The sequence below is a fragment of the Legionella shakespearei DSM 23087 genome, from assembly GCF_000373765.1.
GTDB classification, from domain to species: Bacteria; Pseudomonadota; Gammaproteobacteria; order Legionellales; family Legionellaceae; genus Legionella; species Legionella shakespearei.
Window position 1 is genome coordinate 196,108 of sequence record NZ_KB892381.1, and the last position, 18,624, is coordinate 214,731.

Consider the following 18,624-nt stretch of genomic DNA (forward strand, 5'->3'; position numbering starts at 1 on the left):
TCCCGGTTGCAAGCAACTGGGCTACAGTACTGTAAATACTCATTATTAATTGACCGTTAACAGGGGTTAAAAAAGACTCTTATGAGTAATTATATACCAGTGTGACGAGAAGTAAGTGAGAACCAGGGATTTGCTCATTGATATGAAAGAGATAGCTGAAAGCGGAACCAGGCGGAGCAGTGGAGGGGAAATAAAATTTGTTTCTTGAAAAACTATCCCTTCGCGTTCGTGACCTGGATTTCTACCACGAACGCGCCGCATTAAAAAAAGGAATTTTGAAGCTGTTATTCAGTCACTTTACACTTTAAACGTCAAAACCTGACTTAAACGCATTTAAAACCTCAGGCAAGGGTTTGCCAACTGTTGCTGAAGGTGACTTAATTAATAACAAGGCAGACAAAGTTGCTGCTATATCCGTGGTATAGACCGGCCTGGCAAGGCGCTTTGCCTTAAATCCTGGATTGGCAAAAAGCATGGGAACATAGCTGTCATATTGCCAGGGGCTGCCATGAGCAACTCTGTCTTCATTCTGCGCTCCGTGAGATTGATAAGGAGGTTGAACTATGTAGACATCTCCAGAACGATAAGGATAAGCCATCTTATCCACTTTAGCGCTGAGCCAATCTTTTTCGGTATTAGCCATTGGCAATACAAAGGCTTTAAATACGCCAGGCTGATGATTCAATGCATTGGCAACAGAATTGCTGACTTCAGTTAAATTCAGTTTATGCTCATTAATAATCTGGTGATCCAAATAAACATAAGGTGGTGTGATAGACATCAACGTCTGCTCAGGAAGCTGATATTTTTCTCTCAAATACACCCGAATCGTTCTTTCTGCCTGAGCGCTATTTACCGGTTTGATTTCAGCAATATGATGCGCTTTCAGATAAGAAGGAGTATCACTGACCCCATGGTCAGCAGTCAGGATGATAAGCGTGTTTTCAAGACCTACTTGCTTATCTATTACAGAAAACAGATGGGCTAAAGTCTTATCAAGTTGCAGTAAATTATCTTCCGCTTCCACACTGTTGGGACCAAACTGATGACCTATAGCGTCAACTGCAGAAAAGCTGATTGCCAGATAGTCAGTATTTTTATCGGATACACCAATATGTTCCTCAACTAAAAGCTGCTCTGCAAAATCAGCCGTCAGTTGGTCCGCCTTGGGTGAACGGGACAGTGATTTGAAATAGGCCTCTGATGGAGGATTCATGATGTGATGAGGGAAGGTTTGGCCGAAATTGCCATAATCGTGTTTAAAGGGAGGGTTATTGGCATTTTGATAGCTGGTTTTTGGCAGGCTGAGATTCCAGTCGTAGGCTTCAGGCTTATATTGCTTGTTCCAATTCTGCACCCACAATGGATATTGGGAATAATAATAGGTGCTGGTTACAAATCCGCCATTGGTTTTATCAAACCAGAACGCTTTACCTGCATGTCCTGCCAAAGTAATGGCTGCTCTGTCTTTCAGAGATACGGCAAATGCTTTTCCTTTATTGGCAAGTACTATCTCATCACTCAGGGTCGATGCTTTTAAATTACGTGGCGAACGTCCCTCAATCACCGTTTTGGTATGGGGGGTAGGCAGTAGGGCAGATTTTTGATCAGCCATGCAATAAGTCAATTTTTTTGTTTTTCTGTCATACCAGTCATTATCCACAACACCATGTAGGGCCGGATAACTTCCCGTAGCAATAGTGGCATGGCCAGCGCAAGTAGTCGTGTTGGCATGTGGGTGATGCGCATTATGATAATCAATGCCATGCGCGAGTAAATAATTAAAACCTGATGGGCCAAATTGCTGTTGGTGTTTGTGAATTAAATCGCCACGCAATTGATCCACAACAAGCTGGACTATCAATTTGGGTTGGCTGTTTTCAGCATGGCTCCAAAGGGAGAGCAAAGAAAGTAAAGAACCGACAAAAATCTGTTTCATATGAGGTCACTCATTCTAAAAAATGAATTAGTGCGTAAATTACATCAAACCAGAGGTTGAAAGCAATGAAATCTCGATGAAAGTGACCACAGAAACAAGGCTGTTCGCATAAACAGGACAACCCCATGTAGCCCGGTCTGCTTGCAGCCGGGAATTGTGCCACTTCGATCCCGGCTGCAAGCAGACCGGACTACGAACCCATTTTCTCCCCCTCCGATCCACGTCGTCCTGAGCGCGTCTTTTGGCGCGAAGGATCTCCCGAAAGCGGCATGGTGCCAGTACTTGGAGATCCTTCATGCCAAAAGACGCGTTCAGGACGACGTGGATCGGGGGAGGGATCGAAGAGACTGTTGCTAACAGGCCGAGCTAAAAAACCAATAAAAAATCTAATTTTTATTTATAAAAATCAAACGCTTGAAAATTAATTAGATAGTAAAAAGAAAACACATGACGAACATAATGAATTAGTTTAAACTGAGTCCGGTGAAAGAAATTCACTAGAATCTGGCAACAGATTCTAAATCCTGTTCATGGAGTTTAAGGAGAATAAAGATGTCTTTTGAATTGGTAGCTTATGATAAGTTAAAGACTAGTGTTAGGGAAAGTGTTAAGACATTGGTTCTGCATCACAATAAAGATCAAAAAATCAATCCTGAGAAATTAGAAGAAGCAGTTAAAGATCTGCCTATCGAAAGAAAATCTCAGGCACTCTTATTGTTAAAAACAATTGAACTCTTGGATAAAACTGTCGACATGACAGTGAAATCTCGTGTATTAAATGCACTATGTTATTTCATCCATCAGAAAATCGATGATTCTTACAAAAACAGTTACAACCCATTGGTAAGTAGCGAGCGAAGTAATTTTTACACCTCATTAACTACCGCCCTGGAGCTGACTAAAGAGAATCAGCCTGGTAAAAATGATTTGGTTGATATGTACGGAGAATTGATTCATTTCTTTAAACAGCATGTTTATATTCATGCCGACCCCAGAAAAGGTTATATGGGAGACCAGCCTTTTGCTCTGGAAGGTTATGACGTTTTAGCAGACATCAAGACACTTATTAAAAAAGTACGCGATGTAGAAGTTGAATTAGTTGACGCTGCTGAAGAAAAGCGCCAGCAACAATTAAAGCCTAAAGCATCTACGGGTATTTTAGGTGGTCTTTTTGGTGGTGGCGCTACTGGCACTACCAGCAGCAAACATAAAGCTAAAAAGGAAGAAGCAGCAGTAGTAACAGCTGGTCCTCAGTAAGCAAACGGCCTTTTTCTGGTGTTATCAATCTTGTGATAACACCAGAAATGCAATATTGTTACTGTTCTACCGGGTATCCATACATAGCCCACTCAACTATTCCGCCATCAACGGAATAAACAGTCTCATATCCTATGTCCATCAGACTCTGGGCTGCATATAAAGAGCGGACGCCACCACGGCAGTGCAGATAAATCGGATGGGTTTTGTCTGCAATTTTTGCATGTATAGAGCCAGCAATTTCATCTTTCGGCATATGCAGCGCACCAGGAATCCTTATATCTTGCCATTCTTCAAGCTCACGTACATCAATTAAACACAAATCCGGTTGTGCATCCATTTTGGTTTTAAGTTCATGGACGTCTACAGTTTTAATATTATGCTTTGTCATAACGGGTTTCTCTCATAGCAGGTCGGGTTAAAGTAGAATGATGGAGCAGCCAATAAATGGTCGCAGTGAATACACCACCGATTAAAGTAGCAAAAGCCCAGGTTGGCGCAGAAACTAAAACCGGTTTTAACCCCAGTCTATATAAATTTCCAGCATCGCGGGCAACTGCTCCGGCAAAAATGAAATGCAAAATACCATTGATTATCATGATAAGATAAAAAAAGGTTTGAATTTGGCTTCCATATTGTTGTGCTAACTCACCCAGCATGGTTCAGGCTCCTAATGGCTGCTTTGATTGTCTCCATGATAACAGAAAAATAGCCGAAATAACTAAAGCAATGGCCAGACTTTGGTTCAGTGTAGGTGCTTCATCAAACACTGCATATCCCCAAAACAGGCCGGTTAATGCAACAACGCCGCCAGTTAAACTGTAAAATACCGGGCCTGCCAGTCGAATCAAGATGAAAAAAAGTAAATAGCCAAGGCTTGAGAGGACTATTTCCAAAACAACCACCTGTTTTACCAGAGTAAATGGCCCTGATAAAGAATAAAAAGAATTCTGACTGATGACCAGAGGGATGAGCATCAGGGTGGCGGCCAGCAGCATGCCGCTGGCGGCTTGTAATGCATTAATTTGTTGTGGCTGTCTTGCTCCTATATAGATAGAACAAAGAGCAAAACTTAAGGGGCTAAGCATGGCCAGTAACGCCCATCCTGAATAGAGGCCGACAGTATTAATCCCAACGATCAACAGTATGCCCGCCATGCCCAGAACCAATGCTAAAAATCGCCACAGGTCGATTTTCTCCTGTCCGGATAAAATGGCAAGCGGGTAAACAAGCAAGGGAACTGTATTGACTAAAACAGCCAGTAAACCTGCTGGTATATGGCTGGAAATGAAATAGATATTCGTATTGGGTATTGCGATTCCAACCAGTCCGCAAATCAAAAAATAAGGCCAGTGAGCAGGAGAAAATAAAGTGGATTTTTTATCCATGAGACAAATAAGGGTGAGCAATACTGCTGGTCCCAGTGATTGCCAGAATGCGTAACCTAAGAGCGGCACTCCATTAGTCATGGCAAATTTGGCTAATGTATAGCCCGAACCCCAAATAAAGCCTAATACAATCAGCAGCAGTATTGCTTTAATGGATTTGAAGTGAGTCATAGGCTGGTCTGATAAATTGAGAGATAAAGGTTGAGCCATTATGCCATCCTATAAATAAATTAACTATAAGATGCAGGGCTTTCACAGATAAGAACTTCCATTTTATCATTAACATCGGTAACATCGAGGCATTAAATTTTTTAGGGAAAGAGCATGAATCTTAATGAAATCCCGGTTCCACATTTGACTACAGCTCATTCGGGTCCCTTGCATCATGTGGAAAAAGTCATTTTAAACCATGTTGCAGTTATCGAAGCCTGGTTCAGGAAAAAATGGAAGGAAACCCCGGCCCCATTGACTTCTTCAGTGGATTTGCGCCATGCAGGATTTAAACTGGCACCGGTGGATACCAATCTTTTTCCTGCCGGTTTTAATAACCTGAATCCGGATTTTCTTCCTTTATGCATTCAGGCAGCTCAGTCCGTGTTGATTGATAATATTCCAGGATGTACTAAAATTCTGATTTTACCTGAAAGCCATACTCGCAATAAATTTTATTTACAAAGTTTAAATGTGATACGCACCATCCTGGTTAAAGCGGGTTTCATTGTCCGCATTGGCAGCCTGGATCCGGAATTGAAAGATCCTGTTGAAATGGAATTGGAGCACGGCGAGAGTGTGTTGATTGAACCCTTGCAAAGGCAAGGTGACAGGGTAGGGCTGGATGGTTTTAGTCCTTGTTTCCTTTTATTGAATAACGATTTGTCATCTGGCATCCCCCCTATTTTGGAAGGCATACAGCAACCCATCAGGCCCACCGCTAAACTGGGATGGGCATCGCGCTTGAAATCCAGTCATTTTCAGTTTTTTGATGAAGTAGCTCAGGAGTTCGCCGCTTTAATCGATATGGATCCCTGGCTCATTGATCCCTATTTCAGTGCTATAGATGGCGTTGATTTTATGGCTCAGGAAGGAGTAGAGCAATTGGCGCTTGAAGTAGATAAAATTTTAGCTTTAACACGAGATAAATACGCCACTTATGGTATAGAAGACAAACCCTTTGTCGTAGTCAAAGCGGATAATGGTACTTATGGTATGAGCGTGATGATGGTTCATGATGGGGAGCAAATCCGTCAATTGAACCGAAAACAACGTACTAAAATGTCTGCGACCAAAGGAAGCCGTAAAGTAGACAGAGTCATGATTCAGGAAGGTGTCTATACTTTTGAAACCATGCCTGATGGAGCAGTTGCCGAGCCGGTAGTGTACATGATTGGTCAATTTGTCGTGGGCGGATTTTATCGGGTACATCAGGGAAGGGGAATAGATGAAAATTTAAATGCCCCCGGAATGCACTTTGAGCCTTTGGCTTTTGCCCAGGCCTGTAATATGCCCTGTGATGAACTTGAAGTGATTGATTATCCTAACCGTTTTTATGTGTATGGTGTTATTGCCCGATTGGCTGCATTGGCAGCTGCAAGAGAAATCAGGGCTGCGGGAGAAGAGTGATGAAACTTGCGGTATTGATGGATCCAATACATCATTTGAAACCTTATAAGGATTCTACGGTTGCGATGATACGCAGTGCCAGAGCATTAGGCTGGTCTTGTGCGTATTTTACTTTGGAAGATTTGTTCTGCCGCGAAGGTAAGGCTTATGCTCGCGCTCATGACATCACTGTTGGTGATGTACATAGCAGTGGTTGGGCAACAACAACAGATTTGGGTGAGCAGCCATTAAGTAATTTTGATATTATTTTAATGCGTAAAGATCCTCCTTTTGACATGGAATATATTTACGCCACCTATGCACTCGATCTTGCTGAGCGGGATGGTGTATTAATAGCCAACAAGCCGCAAAGCCTTCGTGACGCTAATGAAAAATTCTTTACTTTGAATTTCCCCCAGTGCTGTCCAGAGACTTTGGTTTCCAGAGACATTAACAGATTAAAAGCTTTTTGGAAAAAGCATTCCAATGTCATCTTTAAACCATTGGAGGGCATGGGAGGGAATGCTGTTTTCCATGTCGATGAGCAGGGTAGAAATTTATCCGTTATTTTGGAAGTACTGACTAAAAGCCAAACGGTTACTATTATGGCTCAGACTTACATACCCGAGATAAGCACAGCAGGGGATAAACGTGTCCTTATCATCAATGGAGAACCTGTTCCCTATGCTTTGGCGCGAATTCCCGCCAAAGGGGAATTACGTGGTAATTTAGCCGCTGGAGCTACAGGTGTAGTGGTACCCATCACGGACAGGGATCGATGGATTTGTGCACAACTGGCACCTACTCTAAAAGCAAAGGGCTTATATTTTGTCGGTATCGATGTGATCGGTAATTATCTAACCGAAATTAATGTCACCAGCCCAACCTGTGTGCAAGAAATCAGTGCTGAAACAGGCCTGGACATAGCAGGAGATTACATGCGTTGTCTGGAGCAAATCAAGTCAGGAGTAATAAATATATAAAAAACTGTAGCCTATTTTAAATCAGCCGTGCCCTATCATGATTACTTAGGAAGTGGCAATAAACAGCTCAGGCAACATTCTGGATGGTCTGTTTTCCTCTGGCTCGAAATGAATCCCTTCTAACAATCGTGCACCTACTGCAGAATGTTTAAATTCCTGGTAGGATTCACTTGAGACAATCTCTTTGGGCAACATTTGCTCATAAAACGAATAGAAATCCTCTGCATCATGCAGTTTAAAGCCAAAACGATCAAGTAATATCATAACTTCAAAATAGGAATGATGACCTTTGGCTATAAGAGTTGCTGCCACTGATACAAATAACAGTTTTATTTCCCTGGGCTCAAGTGGAATGGCTGTAATGAGATAACTTAAATAGTCACAGGCCGAGCCAGAGGATCCAGAAATGATCGGGAAATTCCGCTGCGTCATCCATCGACCAACATTACTGTTCCTGTCGGGTTTGTATTCAAATTGGGCGGGTGAATAGGATTCAGGGAAATACGCATTGAGATCCTGTGGTGTATTTTCTATGGTTGTTATTCCCAATTTTCTGGTTGTTTGCAAATTGTCTGATTCAGTTGACTTGGCTCCGCGATTATTTTCATGAAATAATTCTTTGGGTCTCAAATGGGAAGCCAATGACTTACGGCCGGATTGAGATTTAAATAATGAGTAGAGGCATAATTCAGTAAGCGTTGGAATGTGCGACTTAGGTGCTTCTGGAACATGTTTAATTTTGTCTGCTTTTAAAAAATAGTCGCAATACAGTTTTAGAAAATAGTTTATTTTAAAAAGATCGGGGCTATCTTTAAGAAATTGCAGTCCTTTAAATTCTTTATATTCATCCTTCATCACAGTATGAAGGCTATACATAATCCGATCATAATTTCTATCAGACTTGTTTAATTCGTGTATCGCTTCCAAACCCTTAAGTATTTTTTCGTATACAGGGGTAAAAAATTCGGGATGTTCGATAAGGTATTTAGCGAGATAGCTTTCAAACAGAGTTATTTCAATGATGTTACCTTCAGAGTCTTTCACGGCAGTTAATTTTAGATATTAAATTGAGTTTAAAATGATATCACAGTGGTTAATATAATTCCAATTTTATTGATCACTATTGTGGATAGCCGATTCACGTCGTCCTGAGCGCGTCTTTTTGCGCGAAGGATCTCAAAATATTTAGCACCATGCCACGTTCAGGAGATCCTTCGCGCCAAAAGACGCGCTCAGGACGACGTAGATCGGGGATGGTATATGCAGGGTGTGATCCCGGCTGCAAGCAGACCGGGCTACGTTATTCATCTACATAATCAGCAGCCGCAGCTTCCTGGTCCACAGCCATATCCTGGGCATAAAGAGCACCATTATCCTGCTCAGCGCCGCTGATCAGATAATTTCTATGTTGCAGATAAGCATCCCTTACAAAGCTGTATTTATCCAATGCTTCATTCATCAAACGCTCTGAATCAAAAAGTTGTGAGCGTAAATCCAGATATCTGAGTCCTACCAATCCATAGGCCAGCGGTGCATTATCGATGTATACATAAGGACTCCAAAGCGCAAATTGGAATAACCACCCAGAACCGTCACGTATGGTGCTTGGTCCTATGAGAGGAATAACCAGATAAGGCGACTTCTTGTCACCCCATTTTGCAAAGGTAAGTCCCAAATCATTGTAATGGGGAGGCAGGCCAAATTTTTCTGCAACGTCAAAGATACCCGCAACACCCAGAGTGGAGTTAATGGCAAAACGCCAGGTGTCTCGGATTGCCCATTTTCCTTTAGCCTGAAGCAGGTCATTCGCTACTGTAGGAAGCATGTCCAGGTTATTGAAGGCATTATTCACCCCTTTACGAACCAGGCGCGGAACCACTTTGACATATACAGTAGCTACTGGCTTTAACATAGTCGCGTCAAAGGCCATATTAAAATTATGTACTTTGCGGTTAAAGGGTTCATAGGGGTCAACCGGATTTGTCCCTCTATGAGCACATCCTGTTAACAATAAGGAACTGACCAGAGTTGCAAACGTTACATTTAAGCGCATATTTTTCTAATTATTTAGAGACTTACGGATGATGTTACACCAGTTTATGCCACTTGAAAACGGGAAGTGTGACAATTCTGAATGCCAGGTAATCCCGACAGTTCAAAATTGCAGTAAAAAGGTAACCGGACCATCATTACAAAGATAAACTTGCATGTCAGCACCAAAACAGCCAGTCTGCACCTGTGGGTGCAGTTGTTGTGCAAGGGTACATAACTGATCAAAAAGTGTTTTACCCAATTCGGGCGGAGCTGCTCGTGAAAAACTGGGGCGCAAGCCTTTTTGGGTATCAGCCATTAACGTAAATTGTGGTACCAATAATAAACCGCCGTTAACCTCTTTAAGGCTTAAATTCATTTTTCCCTGGCTGTCAGAAAAAATGCGGTAATTGATGCACTTGTCCAACATGCGTTTTAAATTCTGCTCTGTATCCTGAGGTTCAAAACCACAGAGTATCATTAAGCCCTGACTGATTTTTCCTACAGTACGAGAGTCAACATCGACTCTCGCTTCGCTGACACGCTGTACTACAGTTAGCATGCATCCAGCCCCTGTTTGGATATTTCTTTGGTAGCATAAATCAAGGCATCAATAATTCCTGACTCACGGTCAGAGTGTCCGGCATCCCGCACGATTCTCAGATTTGAAGCCGGTATGGCCTGATGAAGTTCCCAGGCATTCGCCAACGGAGTAACCAAATCAAAGCGGCCGTGCACTATGTAAGCAGGAATGTGCCTGATTTTATTCACATTAGCCAAAACCTGATTTTCCTCAATAAAGTAATGGTTATTGATAAAATGAGACTCCAGAGTGGCAAGTGCCAGGGCAAAATGAGGATCACTGTATTGGTCTATGACGTAGAGATGCGGTTGTAAACTGCTGCAACGAGCCTGCCAGAGCGCCCAGTTTTTCGCAGCACTCATGCGCGCCAATTCATTAGAGCCTTGTAAACAATCTGCATAGAATTGAGGAATATTAGCCCGCATATTTTCAGGAACCAGGCTCACGAACTCCTGCCAGTAATCCGGATAAACCAGGCTGGCGCCGTGTTTATAAAACCAGTCAATATCTTTTTGCCTTCCTAAAAAAATCTGGTGCAACAAAAGCGCTTTAATCTGCTGTGGAAATTTTTCGGCATAAAGAAGCGCTAAAAGAGAACCCCAGCCACCACCACAGAGGATAAACTCGGAAAGCCCTAAATAATCTCTGATGGCATCAATGTCATCCAGCAATAATTGGGTATTGTTTTCGCTGATTTCCAGATGAGGGGTAGAACGTCCACAACCGCGTTGATCAAAAAGAATTATTCTGTAACGCTGAGGATCAAAAAAACGTCTCAGGTGCGGGTCGGCTTCTGCACCTGGCCCGGGATGAAGTACGATTACAGGCAATCCCTTGGGGTTTCCAGTTTCTTCTATATAGAGCAGATGAGGCTCACTCACTTTTAACTCATGTTGCGCATAAGGCTTAATAGCTGGATATAGGGAATGCATAGTAATCCTTTATTGGTGTAACGTTCGTTAGGTAGTTTAAAGGTAACTCTGATTTAATCGAGTATACTTTAATTAAGACATATTGGCATTTTATATCATATTCAGGTTTATTGAGAAGTGATTTTAGCTCATAAACTCTTTGTCTTTAGCAGTTAAATTGAAGATAATGCAGTCAATTTATTTTGTTGGAATTAAAAATATGAGCATGACCGGACTTCTTAATGGATTGAATGACAAACAATATGAAGCGGTTACCTCCGAATTGGGTAATACCTTGATTCTGGCAGGTGCCGGCAGTGGAAAAACCAAAGTTCTGGTAAGCCGTATTGCCTGGTTAATTGAACAACAGCAATTGTCTCCTCATGCTATTTTAGCGGTAACCTTTACTAATAAAGCTGCGGGTGAAATGAGAAGTCGTCTGAGTTCTATATTGTCTACACCCGTTATGGGTTTGTGGGTTGGGACGTTCCATGGACTCTGTCATCGTTTACTACGCCGTCATTTTCAGGAAGCCAGGCTTCCTGAACAGTTCCATATCCTTGATTCCGAAGATCAGGCACGAGTGATTAAAAGGGTAATTGCTTCATTAAATCTGGATCCTGAACAATGGACGGTAAAGCAGTCGCAATCCTTTATTAATGCGCGCAAGGATGAGGGGCTTCGCCCGCAGCATGTTCATGCATTGAATTATGGACCGACCAGAACCCTGCTTGCTATTTACAGCGCTTACGAACAGGCTTGTCAGGTAGCCGGGGTAATTGATTTTGCCGAGTTATTATTGAGGACTCATGAGTTATTGCGCGATAATCCGGATATCCTTGCTCATTATCGCCAGCGCTTTCAGGCCATACTGGTCGATGAGTTTCAGGACACCAATACCATCCAGTATGCCTGGATCCAGCTTCTTGCCGGTGAACACGCCGCTGTATTTGCAGTAGGCGATGACGATCAGTCTATTTATGGCTGGCGCGGTGCCAAGGTAGAAAATATTCAACAGTTTTCCAAAGATTTTAAAAATACAAAAATCATAAGGCTGGAACAAAACTATCGTTCCACAGCGACCATACTTGAAGCGGCTAATGCGTTAATTACCAACAACAGTTCACGCATGGGGAAAGATTTGTGGACTGCCGGAACATCTGGTGAAAAAATTCTGATCTACAGTGCCTTTAACGAGATCGAAGAAGCGCGGTTTGTCTGCGAACGGATTATGATGGAAATTAACCAGGGAGGCAGCGCTGAAGAAATAGCTGTTTTATATCGTTCAAATGCTCAGTCTCGAGTTATAGAAGAAGCGTTGCTACGTGCCGGTATAGCCTACAGGATCTACGGAGGAGTCCGATTCTTCGACCGGGCTGAGATTAAAGATACTCTGGCTTATTTGCGCTTGCTGATTAACCCTGATGACGATACCGCCTTTGAGCGAATTGTTAATTTTCCTACGCGTGGCATAGGTGAAAAGACTCTGGATGATGTGCGCCATTATGCGAAAGCAGAACAGACGTCCTTATGGCAAGCCGCAAAGGCATTGTTAGGCACAGGTGATATGGCGCAAAGAGCAGGTTCGGCATTAGCTCGTTTTATTGCCTTGATGGAGCAAATGCAGGTCAGAACAGCGGGTATGGAACTGGATGGGCAAATCAGTGATGTCATTCAATCAAGTGGTTTATACGCGCATTTTGCCAAAATAAAAGGGGATAAATCAGAATCCCGACTGGATAACCTGCAAGAATTGATTAACGCGGCCAAACAGTTTCGTTATGAGCAGGACGAAGAAGACGAGCTTCCTCTGGTCAATGCTTTCCTTGCCCATGCCTCTCTGGAAGCTGGGGAAATGCAGGCGGAAGAATACGAGCGGTCAGTCCATCTCATGACCTTGCATGCGGCAAAAGGCCTTGAATTCCCAATAGTGTTTCTGGTAGGGATGGAAGAAGGGGTCTTTCCCGGCAAACAATCTCTGGAGGAGCCAGGTCGTCTGGAAGAAGAGCGGCGCTTGTGTTATGTGGGAATGACACGAGCCATGCGCAAGCTGGTAATTTCCTATGCGGAAGTCAGACGGCAATATGGCCGTGAAGAATACCACAGGCCATCACGTTTTTTACGCGAGTTACCCGAGCAATTACTTGATCAGGTTCGTGTTCAGGCCCGCTATCAGTCTGCTCCATCCCCGGCATTCCGCAACAAAGCACCTTCAGTTGCTGAAAATACGGGGATGCCATTGGGACAAGCCGTGGTTCATGCCAAATTTGGCCAGGGCGTTATTCTGGCTATGGAAGGAAGTGGGGCGCATACACGTGTTCAGGTTAAATTCAGCGAACATGGTGTAAAATGGCTGGTTCTGGCCTATGCTAATTTAACTGTAGTTGGAGAGTGCTCCCATTTTTGAAATTTCAAAGGCTTGTAGTTGATATTTTGGGATTTTTTCGCAAGTCTTGTTGAATTTTTCTTAAGTCAATGCTAGGGTGCGTCTGACTAAAAGTAATTAGGGTAGTGTTCATCAGAACTTTGTTCTGATTTAGGCTTGACTGCCAAATTTATTAAACTATTGATTAATTTATAAGGGGAATTGTGTGAAATTTACAAATTTATTAACGGCAGGAGCGCTGGCAACTTCTCTGGTATCACCCGCAATTATGGCCGCTGATGCTGCTACTGTTGCTCCTATGTCTGATGTACAAAAAAAAGAAATTGAAAAAGTAATTCATGACTACCTGATAAGTAATCCTGAGGTTTTACTGGAAGCATCACAAGCTCTGCAGCAAAAACAACAACAAAACATGCAGCAACAGGCTCAATCGGCAATTCAGGAAAATGCGGATCAATTGTTCCAGGGTAAATTGACTACCGTGGGTAATCCTAAAGGTGCTGTTACTATAGTTGAATTCTTTGATTATCAGTGCATACATTGCAAAAAAATGTCCCCTACACTGGATAGTCTGATTAAAAAGGACAGTGGATTAAGAGTAATTTACAAAGAGTTCCCAATTTTCGGCAAGAGCTCTGAAACAGCTTCCAGAGCTGCTTTGGCTGCTGGCATGCAAGGTAAGTATCAAGCCATGCATAATGCTTTGATTACAACTGAAAAAAGACTCGACAATCAGATCGTTATGGATTTGGCTAAGTCAGTAGGCCTGGACATGAATAAATTAAAGAAAGACATGGACAGCCAGGAAGTAACTGATATGTTGGATGCTAACCGTCAATTGGCTGAAAAGTTACATCTGATGGGTACTCCAGCCTTTATCGTTGCCTCTACTCCAGATGGCAAGTTTAAAGCAGGAAGTGAACCTTCATTTGTTCCTGGTGCTGCAAGTGAAGAATCATTACAAGAGATGATCAAAAAAGCCGCTGGCAACTAGGGTCAGTTGACATTTCTACTATTTTGGCCAAAATGGGCAGATTTTCTACGCTCCGATGCTCACATACTTCATGTATGCTGCGCTTCGGTGCTCAAAAATCTACCCATTTTGGCTCAAACTAGCGAAATCTCAACAGACCCTATGGTTCTAAAATAGTAACGGAATATGAGGTGAGCGGGATCCTGTTTTTTCCTGACCCAACTCCCTCAATCAAAAAACCAATGGAAACGGTATTGAATAAAAATCGCTAATTTTGAGACTTTCATGACAAAACCAACTACATTTCAGGACATCATTTTAACTTTGCAGCACTATTGGTCTGCACAAGGTTGCGTTATTTTACAACCACTCGATATGGAAGTTGGAGCAGGTACTTTTCATCCTGCAACGTTCCTGCGAGCGATTGGCCCTGAGCCCTGGTCGGCTGCTTATGTACAACCGTCCAGAAGACCTACCGACGGTCGTTACGGTGAAAACCCTAACCGTGTCCAGCATTACTATCAGTTTCAGGTGGTATTAAAGCCTTCACCTTTAGACATTCAGGACAAATACCTGGATTCATTGCGTGCGCTGGGAGTAGATCCGCTGGCTGATGACATACGCTTTGTTGAAGACAACTGGGAATCACCTACCCTGGGAGCCTGGGGTTTAGGCTGGGAAGTCTGGCAAAATGGCATGGAAGTATCTCAATTCACTTATTTCCAGCAGGTGGGTGGCCTGGTGTGCAAGCCAGTGACCGGGGAGTTAACCTATGGATTGGAACGAATTTCAATGTATGTGCTGGGCGTAGACAATCTGTTTGATTTACCCTGGTGCAGGACTGCTGCTGGTGTAGTAACTTATGGGGACGTGTTCCATCAAAATGAAGTGGAAATGTCAGCCTATAATTTTGAACATGCCAATGTTGACGAATTGTTCAGACAGTTCGATTATTATGAGAGCGAAGCGCAGAAACTGATTGGGTTGCAATTGCCTCTTCCCGCCTATGAAATGGTAATGAAAGCATCTCATTCATTTAATTTACTTGATGCACGTAAGGCCATATCAGTTACCGAGCGACAGCGGTTTATTTTACGTGTAAGACAATTATCGAGAGCTGTAGCTCAGGCTTATTATGAAGCCCGCGAAGCTTTGGGTTTCCCTATGCAAAAAGGTGTGTAATGGTCAATGATTTTATTTTCGAATTAGGATGTGAAGAGCTTCCTTCTGCAGCTGTCTGGCCGCTGGCTGATGAACTTGCCAAACACCTCTCAGCCGCTTTGGATAAAGCGAAATTAAGCTATGGTGAAGTAAAACGATTTGCCACACCAAGACGTATCGCTGTAGTTATTAAAGAGTTACAGGCTGAACAACCCAGTCAGACGATCACGCGAAAAGGACCTGCAGCTGTTGCTGCATTTGATCAGGAAGGCAAGCCAACTCAAGCTTTGGCAGGTTTTGCCAAGTCATGCGGTGTAAGCGTTGATGAATTAACACGGATTCAAACCGATAAAGGTGACTGGATGGTTTATGAGGCACTGAGTGCCGGTGTTGCAACAAAGCAACTGATGCCTGAACTGGTGAGCCAATCACTGGCTGCTTTACCTATTGCCAAACCCATGCGATGGGGTAGTGGTGATGATGAATTTGCAAGACCCGTTCACTGGGCGGTGATGCTTTACGGTGATGAAGTGCTAAAGCATGAGGTTTTAGGGGTTAAAACAGGTCGTTTGAGCAGGGGACACCGTTTCCATCATCCTCAGGAAGTCAGTATTTTCTCAGCAGCGAGCTATGAATCCCAGATGAAAGAAGCTTTTGTTATTGCTGATTTTGCTGCCAGACGCCAGATGATTAAAGATCAGATAAAGCAATTGGCCGCACCCCTGCATGCAATTGTAGTCATGCCAGATGAGTTGGTTGATGAAGTGACTTCTATAGTGGAATGGCCCGAAGCTTTGATTGCGGGTTTTGAAAAGGAGTTTCTGGATGTTCCTGCCGAAGCTCTTATTGCCTCAATGCAGTCACATCAAAAATGTTTTGCCCTGAAAGACAAAGAAGATAAATTGTTGCCTTATTTTATCACGGTTGCCAATATTTCCAGTACGAAACCGCAACAGGTAGTGGCCGGAAATGAAAAGGTGATGCGAGCGCGCCTGAGTGATGCAGCCTTCTTTTTCAGGCAAGATAAAAAGTCACCCCTAAGTCAGCATATAGCGGCTACCGGACAAGTAGTATTTCAAGTAAAACTTGGCAGTTTGCAAGATAAAACGAACCGTGTGAACGCATTGATGAAGTATTTAAGCAAAGAGCTGGATTTGTCTTTGCAACTGGCTGAACGGGCAACTTTATTAAGCAAATGTGATTTGCTTACCGGTATGGTTGGTGAATTTCCCGAATTACAAGGGCTAATGGGTTATTACTATGCATTGAATGACGGAGAGGACGAACAGGTTGCTCATGCATTAAATGAACAATACATGCCGAGGTACGCTGCGGACAATTTACCACAGTCCGTTTTAGGTTGTGCGCTCTCTCTGGCGGATAGAGTAGATACTTTAACAGGTATTTTTGCCATTGGCCAGAAGCCTTCCGGAGTAAAAGATCCTTTTAAATTGCGTCGTCATGCTTTGGCTGTTGTACGCTTACTTATTGCAAGTCCACAGGCACTTCATTTAAGTTCCCTTATAGATGTCGCTGTTGCTCAATATACGCAGATACTTCCAGTAGAAAAATCACTGATTAGTGAATTAAAACCGTTCATTCTTGAACGGTTACAGTCTTATTATCTGGGATTGGGGGTTAATGCCGATTTGGTGCAGGCTGTTCGTGCGCGCCAGGATGAGTGGCTGTACGATTTGGATAAACGCCTGAATGCTTTGAGCATTTTTGTCACCATGCCTGAAGCGGCATCACTTTCTGCTGCATGCAAACGGGTCAATAATTTATTGAGTAATGTTGCGAGCACTGATTTGAGTGCAGAAATAAATGAGGAATTGATAGAAGAGGGGGCGGAAAAAGCGCTTTATACTCATATCAAACAAATAACAGAAGCAGTTGAGCCTTTATATCGTGATGCAGATTATGGTGCTTTATTAAAATGTCTGGCCAGTCTTAAAGAGCCAGTGGATGCATTTTTTGATAACGTCATGGTTATGGTGGATGATGTTGCGGTAAAAAGGAATCGTTTGGCCATTTTGGCTCGCCTTAAAGTTTTATTACAAGGTGTTGCTGATATATCGATGTTACAACTTACATGACACGATTAATTTTATTAGACAGGGATGGAGTGATTAATCACGACTCTTTGCATTATATTAAAAATGTTGACGAGTTTCTCTTCATTCCAGGCAGTATAGAGGCTATTGCCCGTTTAAAAGCTGCCGGTTATACCATAGGTCTGGCTACCAATCAGTCTGGTGTGTCCAGAGGGCTTTATACTGAAAATGAATTGGCTTTGATTCACGACAAATTAAATCAGGCCGTTCTGGCAGCAGGCGGAGCTATTGATGCTATTGAGTATTGCACTCATTTGCCTCAAGAGCTTTGCGCCTGCCGTAAGCCACAGCCAGGCATGCTCTTTGCCCTGGCCAGGCGTTTTAATTGTTCGCTTGAATCCGTACCCTTTATTGGTGACCGAGTTTCCGACATACAGGCAGCTCTTGCTGCAGGAGCGAGTCCGGTGATGATTTTATCAGCCATGACTGATCGTGAGGGATTGAAAGAGTACCCGCAAGTGCCTGTCTTTTCTTCTCTGGCAGAATATGTGGATCATCTTTTGGTAAGCTCATGAACTCTGTAGTGGCTGCTGTGGGTTATGCCAGTGACGAACTGTATACTGAAGCGCAGGAACTTGCACAGCGATTAGATTTTAGTCTGGATAAAGAGGCTGCTTCCTGTCTGTTTATTTCTGCTGAACGGCTGGCTTTGAAAATACCTGGCTTTTCTCCTCTTTATGCAGATTTTAGTGCAGCTACATGGAGTAAAAGACGAGGTGAGGGGAAAAAGCAGGGATTAGTTCGTGCCTGCAAGCCTGCTGAAGGTTTGAAAATTATTGATGCAACCGCAGGCTGGGGTAGAGATGGGGCTGTTTTAGCAAGCTTTGGTGCGGAGGTGTTGTTATTAGAACGTCATCCGGTGATGGCCTCTTTATTAGCCGATGCCTTAAGCCATCAGACAGAATCCGACCAGCAAAAATTGAAACTATCCCTGAAAGAAACGGATGCTTATTCTTTTTTAAGCACTCTATCAGAAGAAGAATACCCTGATATTGTTTATATAGATCCCATGCATCCTGAGCGACAAAAATCCGCGTTGGTAAAAAAGGACATGCAAGCTTTGCAGCAGATGATTGGTGCTGATGAAGACGCGTTACAGTTGATTGAAATGGCAATTTCCAGAGTGAAGCAAAGGGTGGTGGTGAAATGGCCGCAAAAGGTTAAAACCTTGTTAAAGCCTGACTTAAGCGTTGAGGGTAAAACCGTACGATTCGATATTTACTTTCCGTCAAAGTATAAAAACTGTAGCCTTGATGCAGCGCCAGCGTAATCAAGATTTTCATTGTTGAAAAAGGCCAA

The 18,624-nt window shown here is 43.1% G+C and carries 17 protein-coding genes; 9 read left to right on the forward strand and 8 right to left on the reverse strand.

From position 1 onward, the window contains the following. Window positions 1-304: 304 nt before the first annotated feature. Entirely contained in the window at window positions 305-1,939 is a 1,635-nt protein-coding gene (locus B094_RS0100825; protein ID WP_018575887.1) for an alkaline phosphatase family protein, read from the reverse strand. 552 nt (window positions 1,940-2,491) lie between these two features. Between B094_RS0100825 and B094_RS15470 the strand changes: the two genes are divergently transcribed. Then, window positions 2,492-3,196 (forward strand): hypothetical protein, encoded by a 705-nt coding sequence (locus B094_RS15470; RefSeq protein WP_018575888.1) that lies wholly within the window; start codon window positions 2,492-2,494, stop codon window positions 3,194-3,196. A gap of 58 nt (window positions 3,197-3,254) precedes the next feature. Here the strand turns inward: B094_RS15470 and B094_RS0100835 are convergent, their stop codons facing one another. The 3 genes from B094_RS0100835 to B094_RS0100845 are packed head-to-tail and all read right to left on the reverse strand — an operon-like array spanning window position 3,255 to window position 4,794. Then, window positions 3,255-3,587 (reverse strand): rhodanese-like domain-containing protein, encoded by a 333-nt coding sequence (locus tag B094_RS0100835; protein WP_018575889.1) that lies wholly within the window; start codon window positions 3,585-3,587, stop codon window positions 3,255-3,257. Then, the gene (locus tag B094_RS0100840; protein WP_018575890.1) at window positions 3,574-3,855 is read right to left on the reverse strand and encodes a hypothetical protein; all 282 of its coding nucleotides are present in this window, start codon (window positions 3,853-3,855) and stop codon (window positions 3,574-3,576) included. The genes B094_RS0100835 and B094_RS0100840 overlap by 14 nt, the downstream gene beginning before the upstream one ends. A 3-nt stretch (window positions 3,856-3,858) precedes the next feature. Continuing rightward, the gene (locus B094_RS0100845) at window positions 3,859-4,794 is read right to left on the reverse strand and encodes a DMT family transporter (protein WP_018575891.1); all 936 of its coding nucleotides are present in this window, start codon (window positions 4,792-4,794) and stop codon (window positions 3,859-3,861) included. A 114-nt stretch (window positions 4,795-4,908) separates the two neighbouring features. Between B094_RS0100845 and gshA the strand changes: the two genes are divergently transcribed. Continuing rightward, window positions 4,909-6,204 (forward strand): glutamate--cysteine ligase, encoded by a 1,296-nt coding sequence (gene gshA, locus B094_RS0100850; protein ID WP_018575892.1) that lies wholly within the window; start codon window positions 4,909-4,911, stop codon window positions 6,202-6,204. Beyond that, complete coding sequence (gene gshB, locus B094_RS0100855) at window positions 6,204-7,166, forward strand: glutathione synthase (protein ID WP_018575893.1); 963 nt, start codon at window positions 6,204-6,206, stop codon at window positions 7,164-7,166. The genes gshA and gshB overlap by 1 nt, the downstream gene beginning before the upstream one ends. A gap of 45 nt (window positions 7,167-7,211) precedes the next feature. Here the strand turns inward: gshB and B094_RS0100860 are convergent, their stop codons facing one another. The 4 genes from B094_RS0100860 to pip all read right to left on the reverse strand — a co-directional run bounded on the left by B094_RS0100860 (window position 7,212) and on the right by pip (window position 10,712). Then, complete coding sequence (locus B094_RS0100860; protein ID WP_018575894.1) at window positions 7,212-8,210, reverse strand: hypothetical protein; 999 nt, start codon at window positions 8,208-8,210, stop codon at window positions 7,212-7,214. 256 nt (window positions 8,211-8,466) lie between these two features. Next, the gene (locus B094_RS0100865; RefSeq protein ID WP_018575895.1) at window positions 8,467-9,219 is read right to left on the reverse strand and encodes an MlaA family lipoprotein; all 753 of its coding nucleotides are present in this window, start codon (window positions 9,217-9,219) and stop codon (window positions 8,467-8,469) included. A 102-nt stretch (window positions 9,220-9,321) separates the two neighbouring features. Next, complete coding sequence (gene dtd / locus B094_RS0100870; RefSeq protein ID WP_018575896.1) at window positions 9,322-9,759, reverse strand: D-aminoacyl-tRNA deacylase; 438 nt, start codon at window positions 9,757-9,759, stop codon at window positions 9,322-9,324. Next, complete coding sequence (gene pip, locus B094_RS0100875) at window positions 9,753-10,712, reverse strand: prolyl aminopeptidase (RefSeq protein WP_018575897.1); 960 nt, start codon at window positions 10,710-10,712, stop codon at window positions 9,753-9,755. The genes dtd and pip overlap by 7 nt, the downstream gene beginning before the upstream one ends. Before the next feature lie 166 nt (window positions 10,713-10,878). Here pip and uvrD point away from each other — a divergent pair, with 166 nt between their 5' ends. The 6 genes from uvrD (at window position 10,879) to B094_RS0100905 (ending at window position 18,595) form a co-directional block, all read left to right on the forward strand. After that, window positions 10,879-13,098, forward strand: a complete 2,220-nt coding sequence (uvrD, locus tag B094_RS0100880; RefSeq protein ID WP_018575898.1) for a DNA helicase II — start codon at window positions 10,879-10,881, stop codon at window positions 13,096-13,098. A 184-nt stretch (window positions 13,099-13,282) separates the two neighbouring features. Continuing rightward, window positions 13,283-14,071 carry a DsbA family protein gene (locus B094_RS0100885; RefSeq protein ID WP_018575899.1) on the forward strand — a complete coding sequence of 263 codons (789 nt, stop codon included), beginning with the start codon at window positions 13,283-13,285 and terminating at the stop codon, window positions 14,069-14,071. A 264-nt stretch (window positions 14,072-14,335) separates the two neighbouring features. Next, window positions 14,336-15,232 (forward strand): glycine--tRNA ligase subunit alpha, encoded by an 897-nt coding sequence (gene glyQ, locus B094_RS0100890; protein ID WP_018575900.1) that lies wholly within the window; start codon window positions 14,336-14,338, stop codon window positions 15,230-15,232. Continuing rightward, window positions 15,232-17,307 (forward strand): glycine--tRNA ligase subunit beta, encoded by a 2,076-nt coding sequence (gene glyS / locus B094_RS0100895; RefSeq protein ID WP_018575901.1) that lies wholly within the window; start codon window positions 15,232-15,234, stop codon window positions 17,305-17,307. Before glyQ ends, glyS begins: the two co-directional genes overlap by 1 nt. After that, window positions 17,304-17,840, forward strand: coding sequence for a D-glycero-beta-D-manno-heptose 1,7-bisphosphate 7-phosphatase (gene gmhB, locus B094_RS0100900; RefSeq protein ID WP_018575902.1), 537 nt, complete (start codon window positions 17,304-17,306; stop codon window positions 17,838-17,840). The genes glyS and gmhB overlap by 4 nt, the downstream gene beginning before the upstream one ends. Next, window positions 17,837-18,595 carry a class I SAM-dependent methyltransferase gene (locus B094_RS0100905; protein ID WP_018575903.1) on the forward strand — a complete coding sequence of 253 codons (759 nt, stop codon included), beginning with the start codon at window positions 17,837-17,839 and terminating at the stop codon, window positions 18,593-18,595. The genes gmhB and B094_RS0100905 overlap by 4 nt, the downstream gene beginning before the upstream one ends. Window positions 18,596-18,624 lie beyond the last annotated feature (29 nt).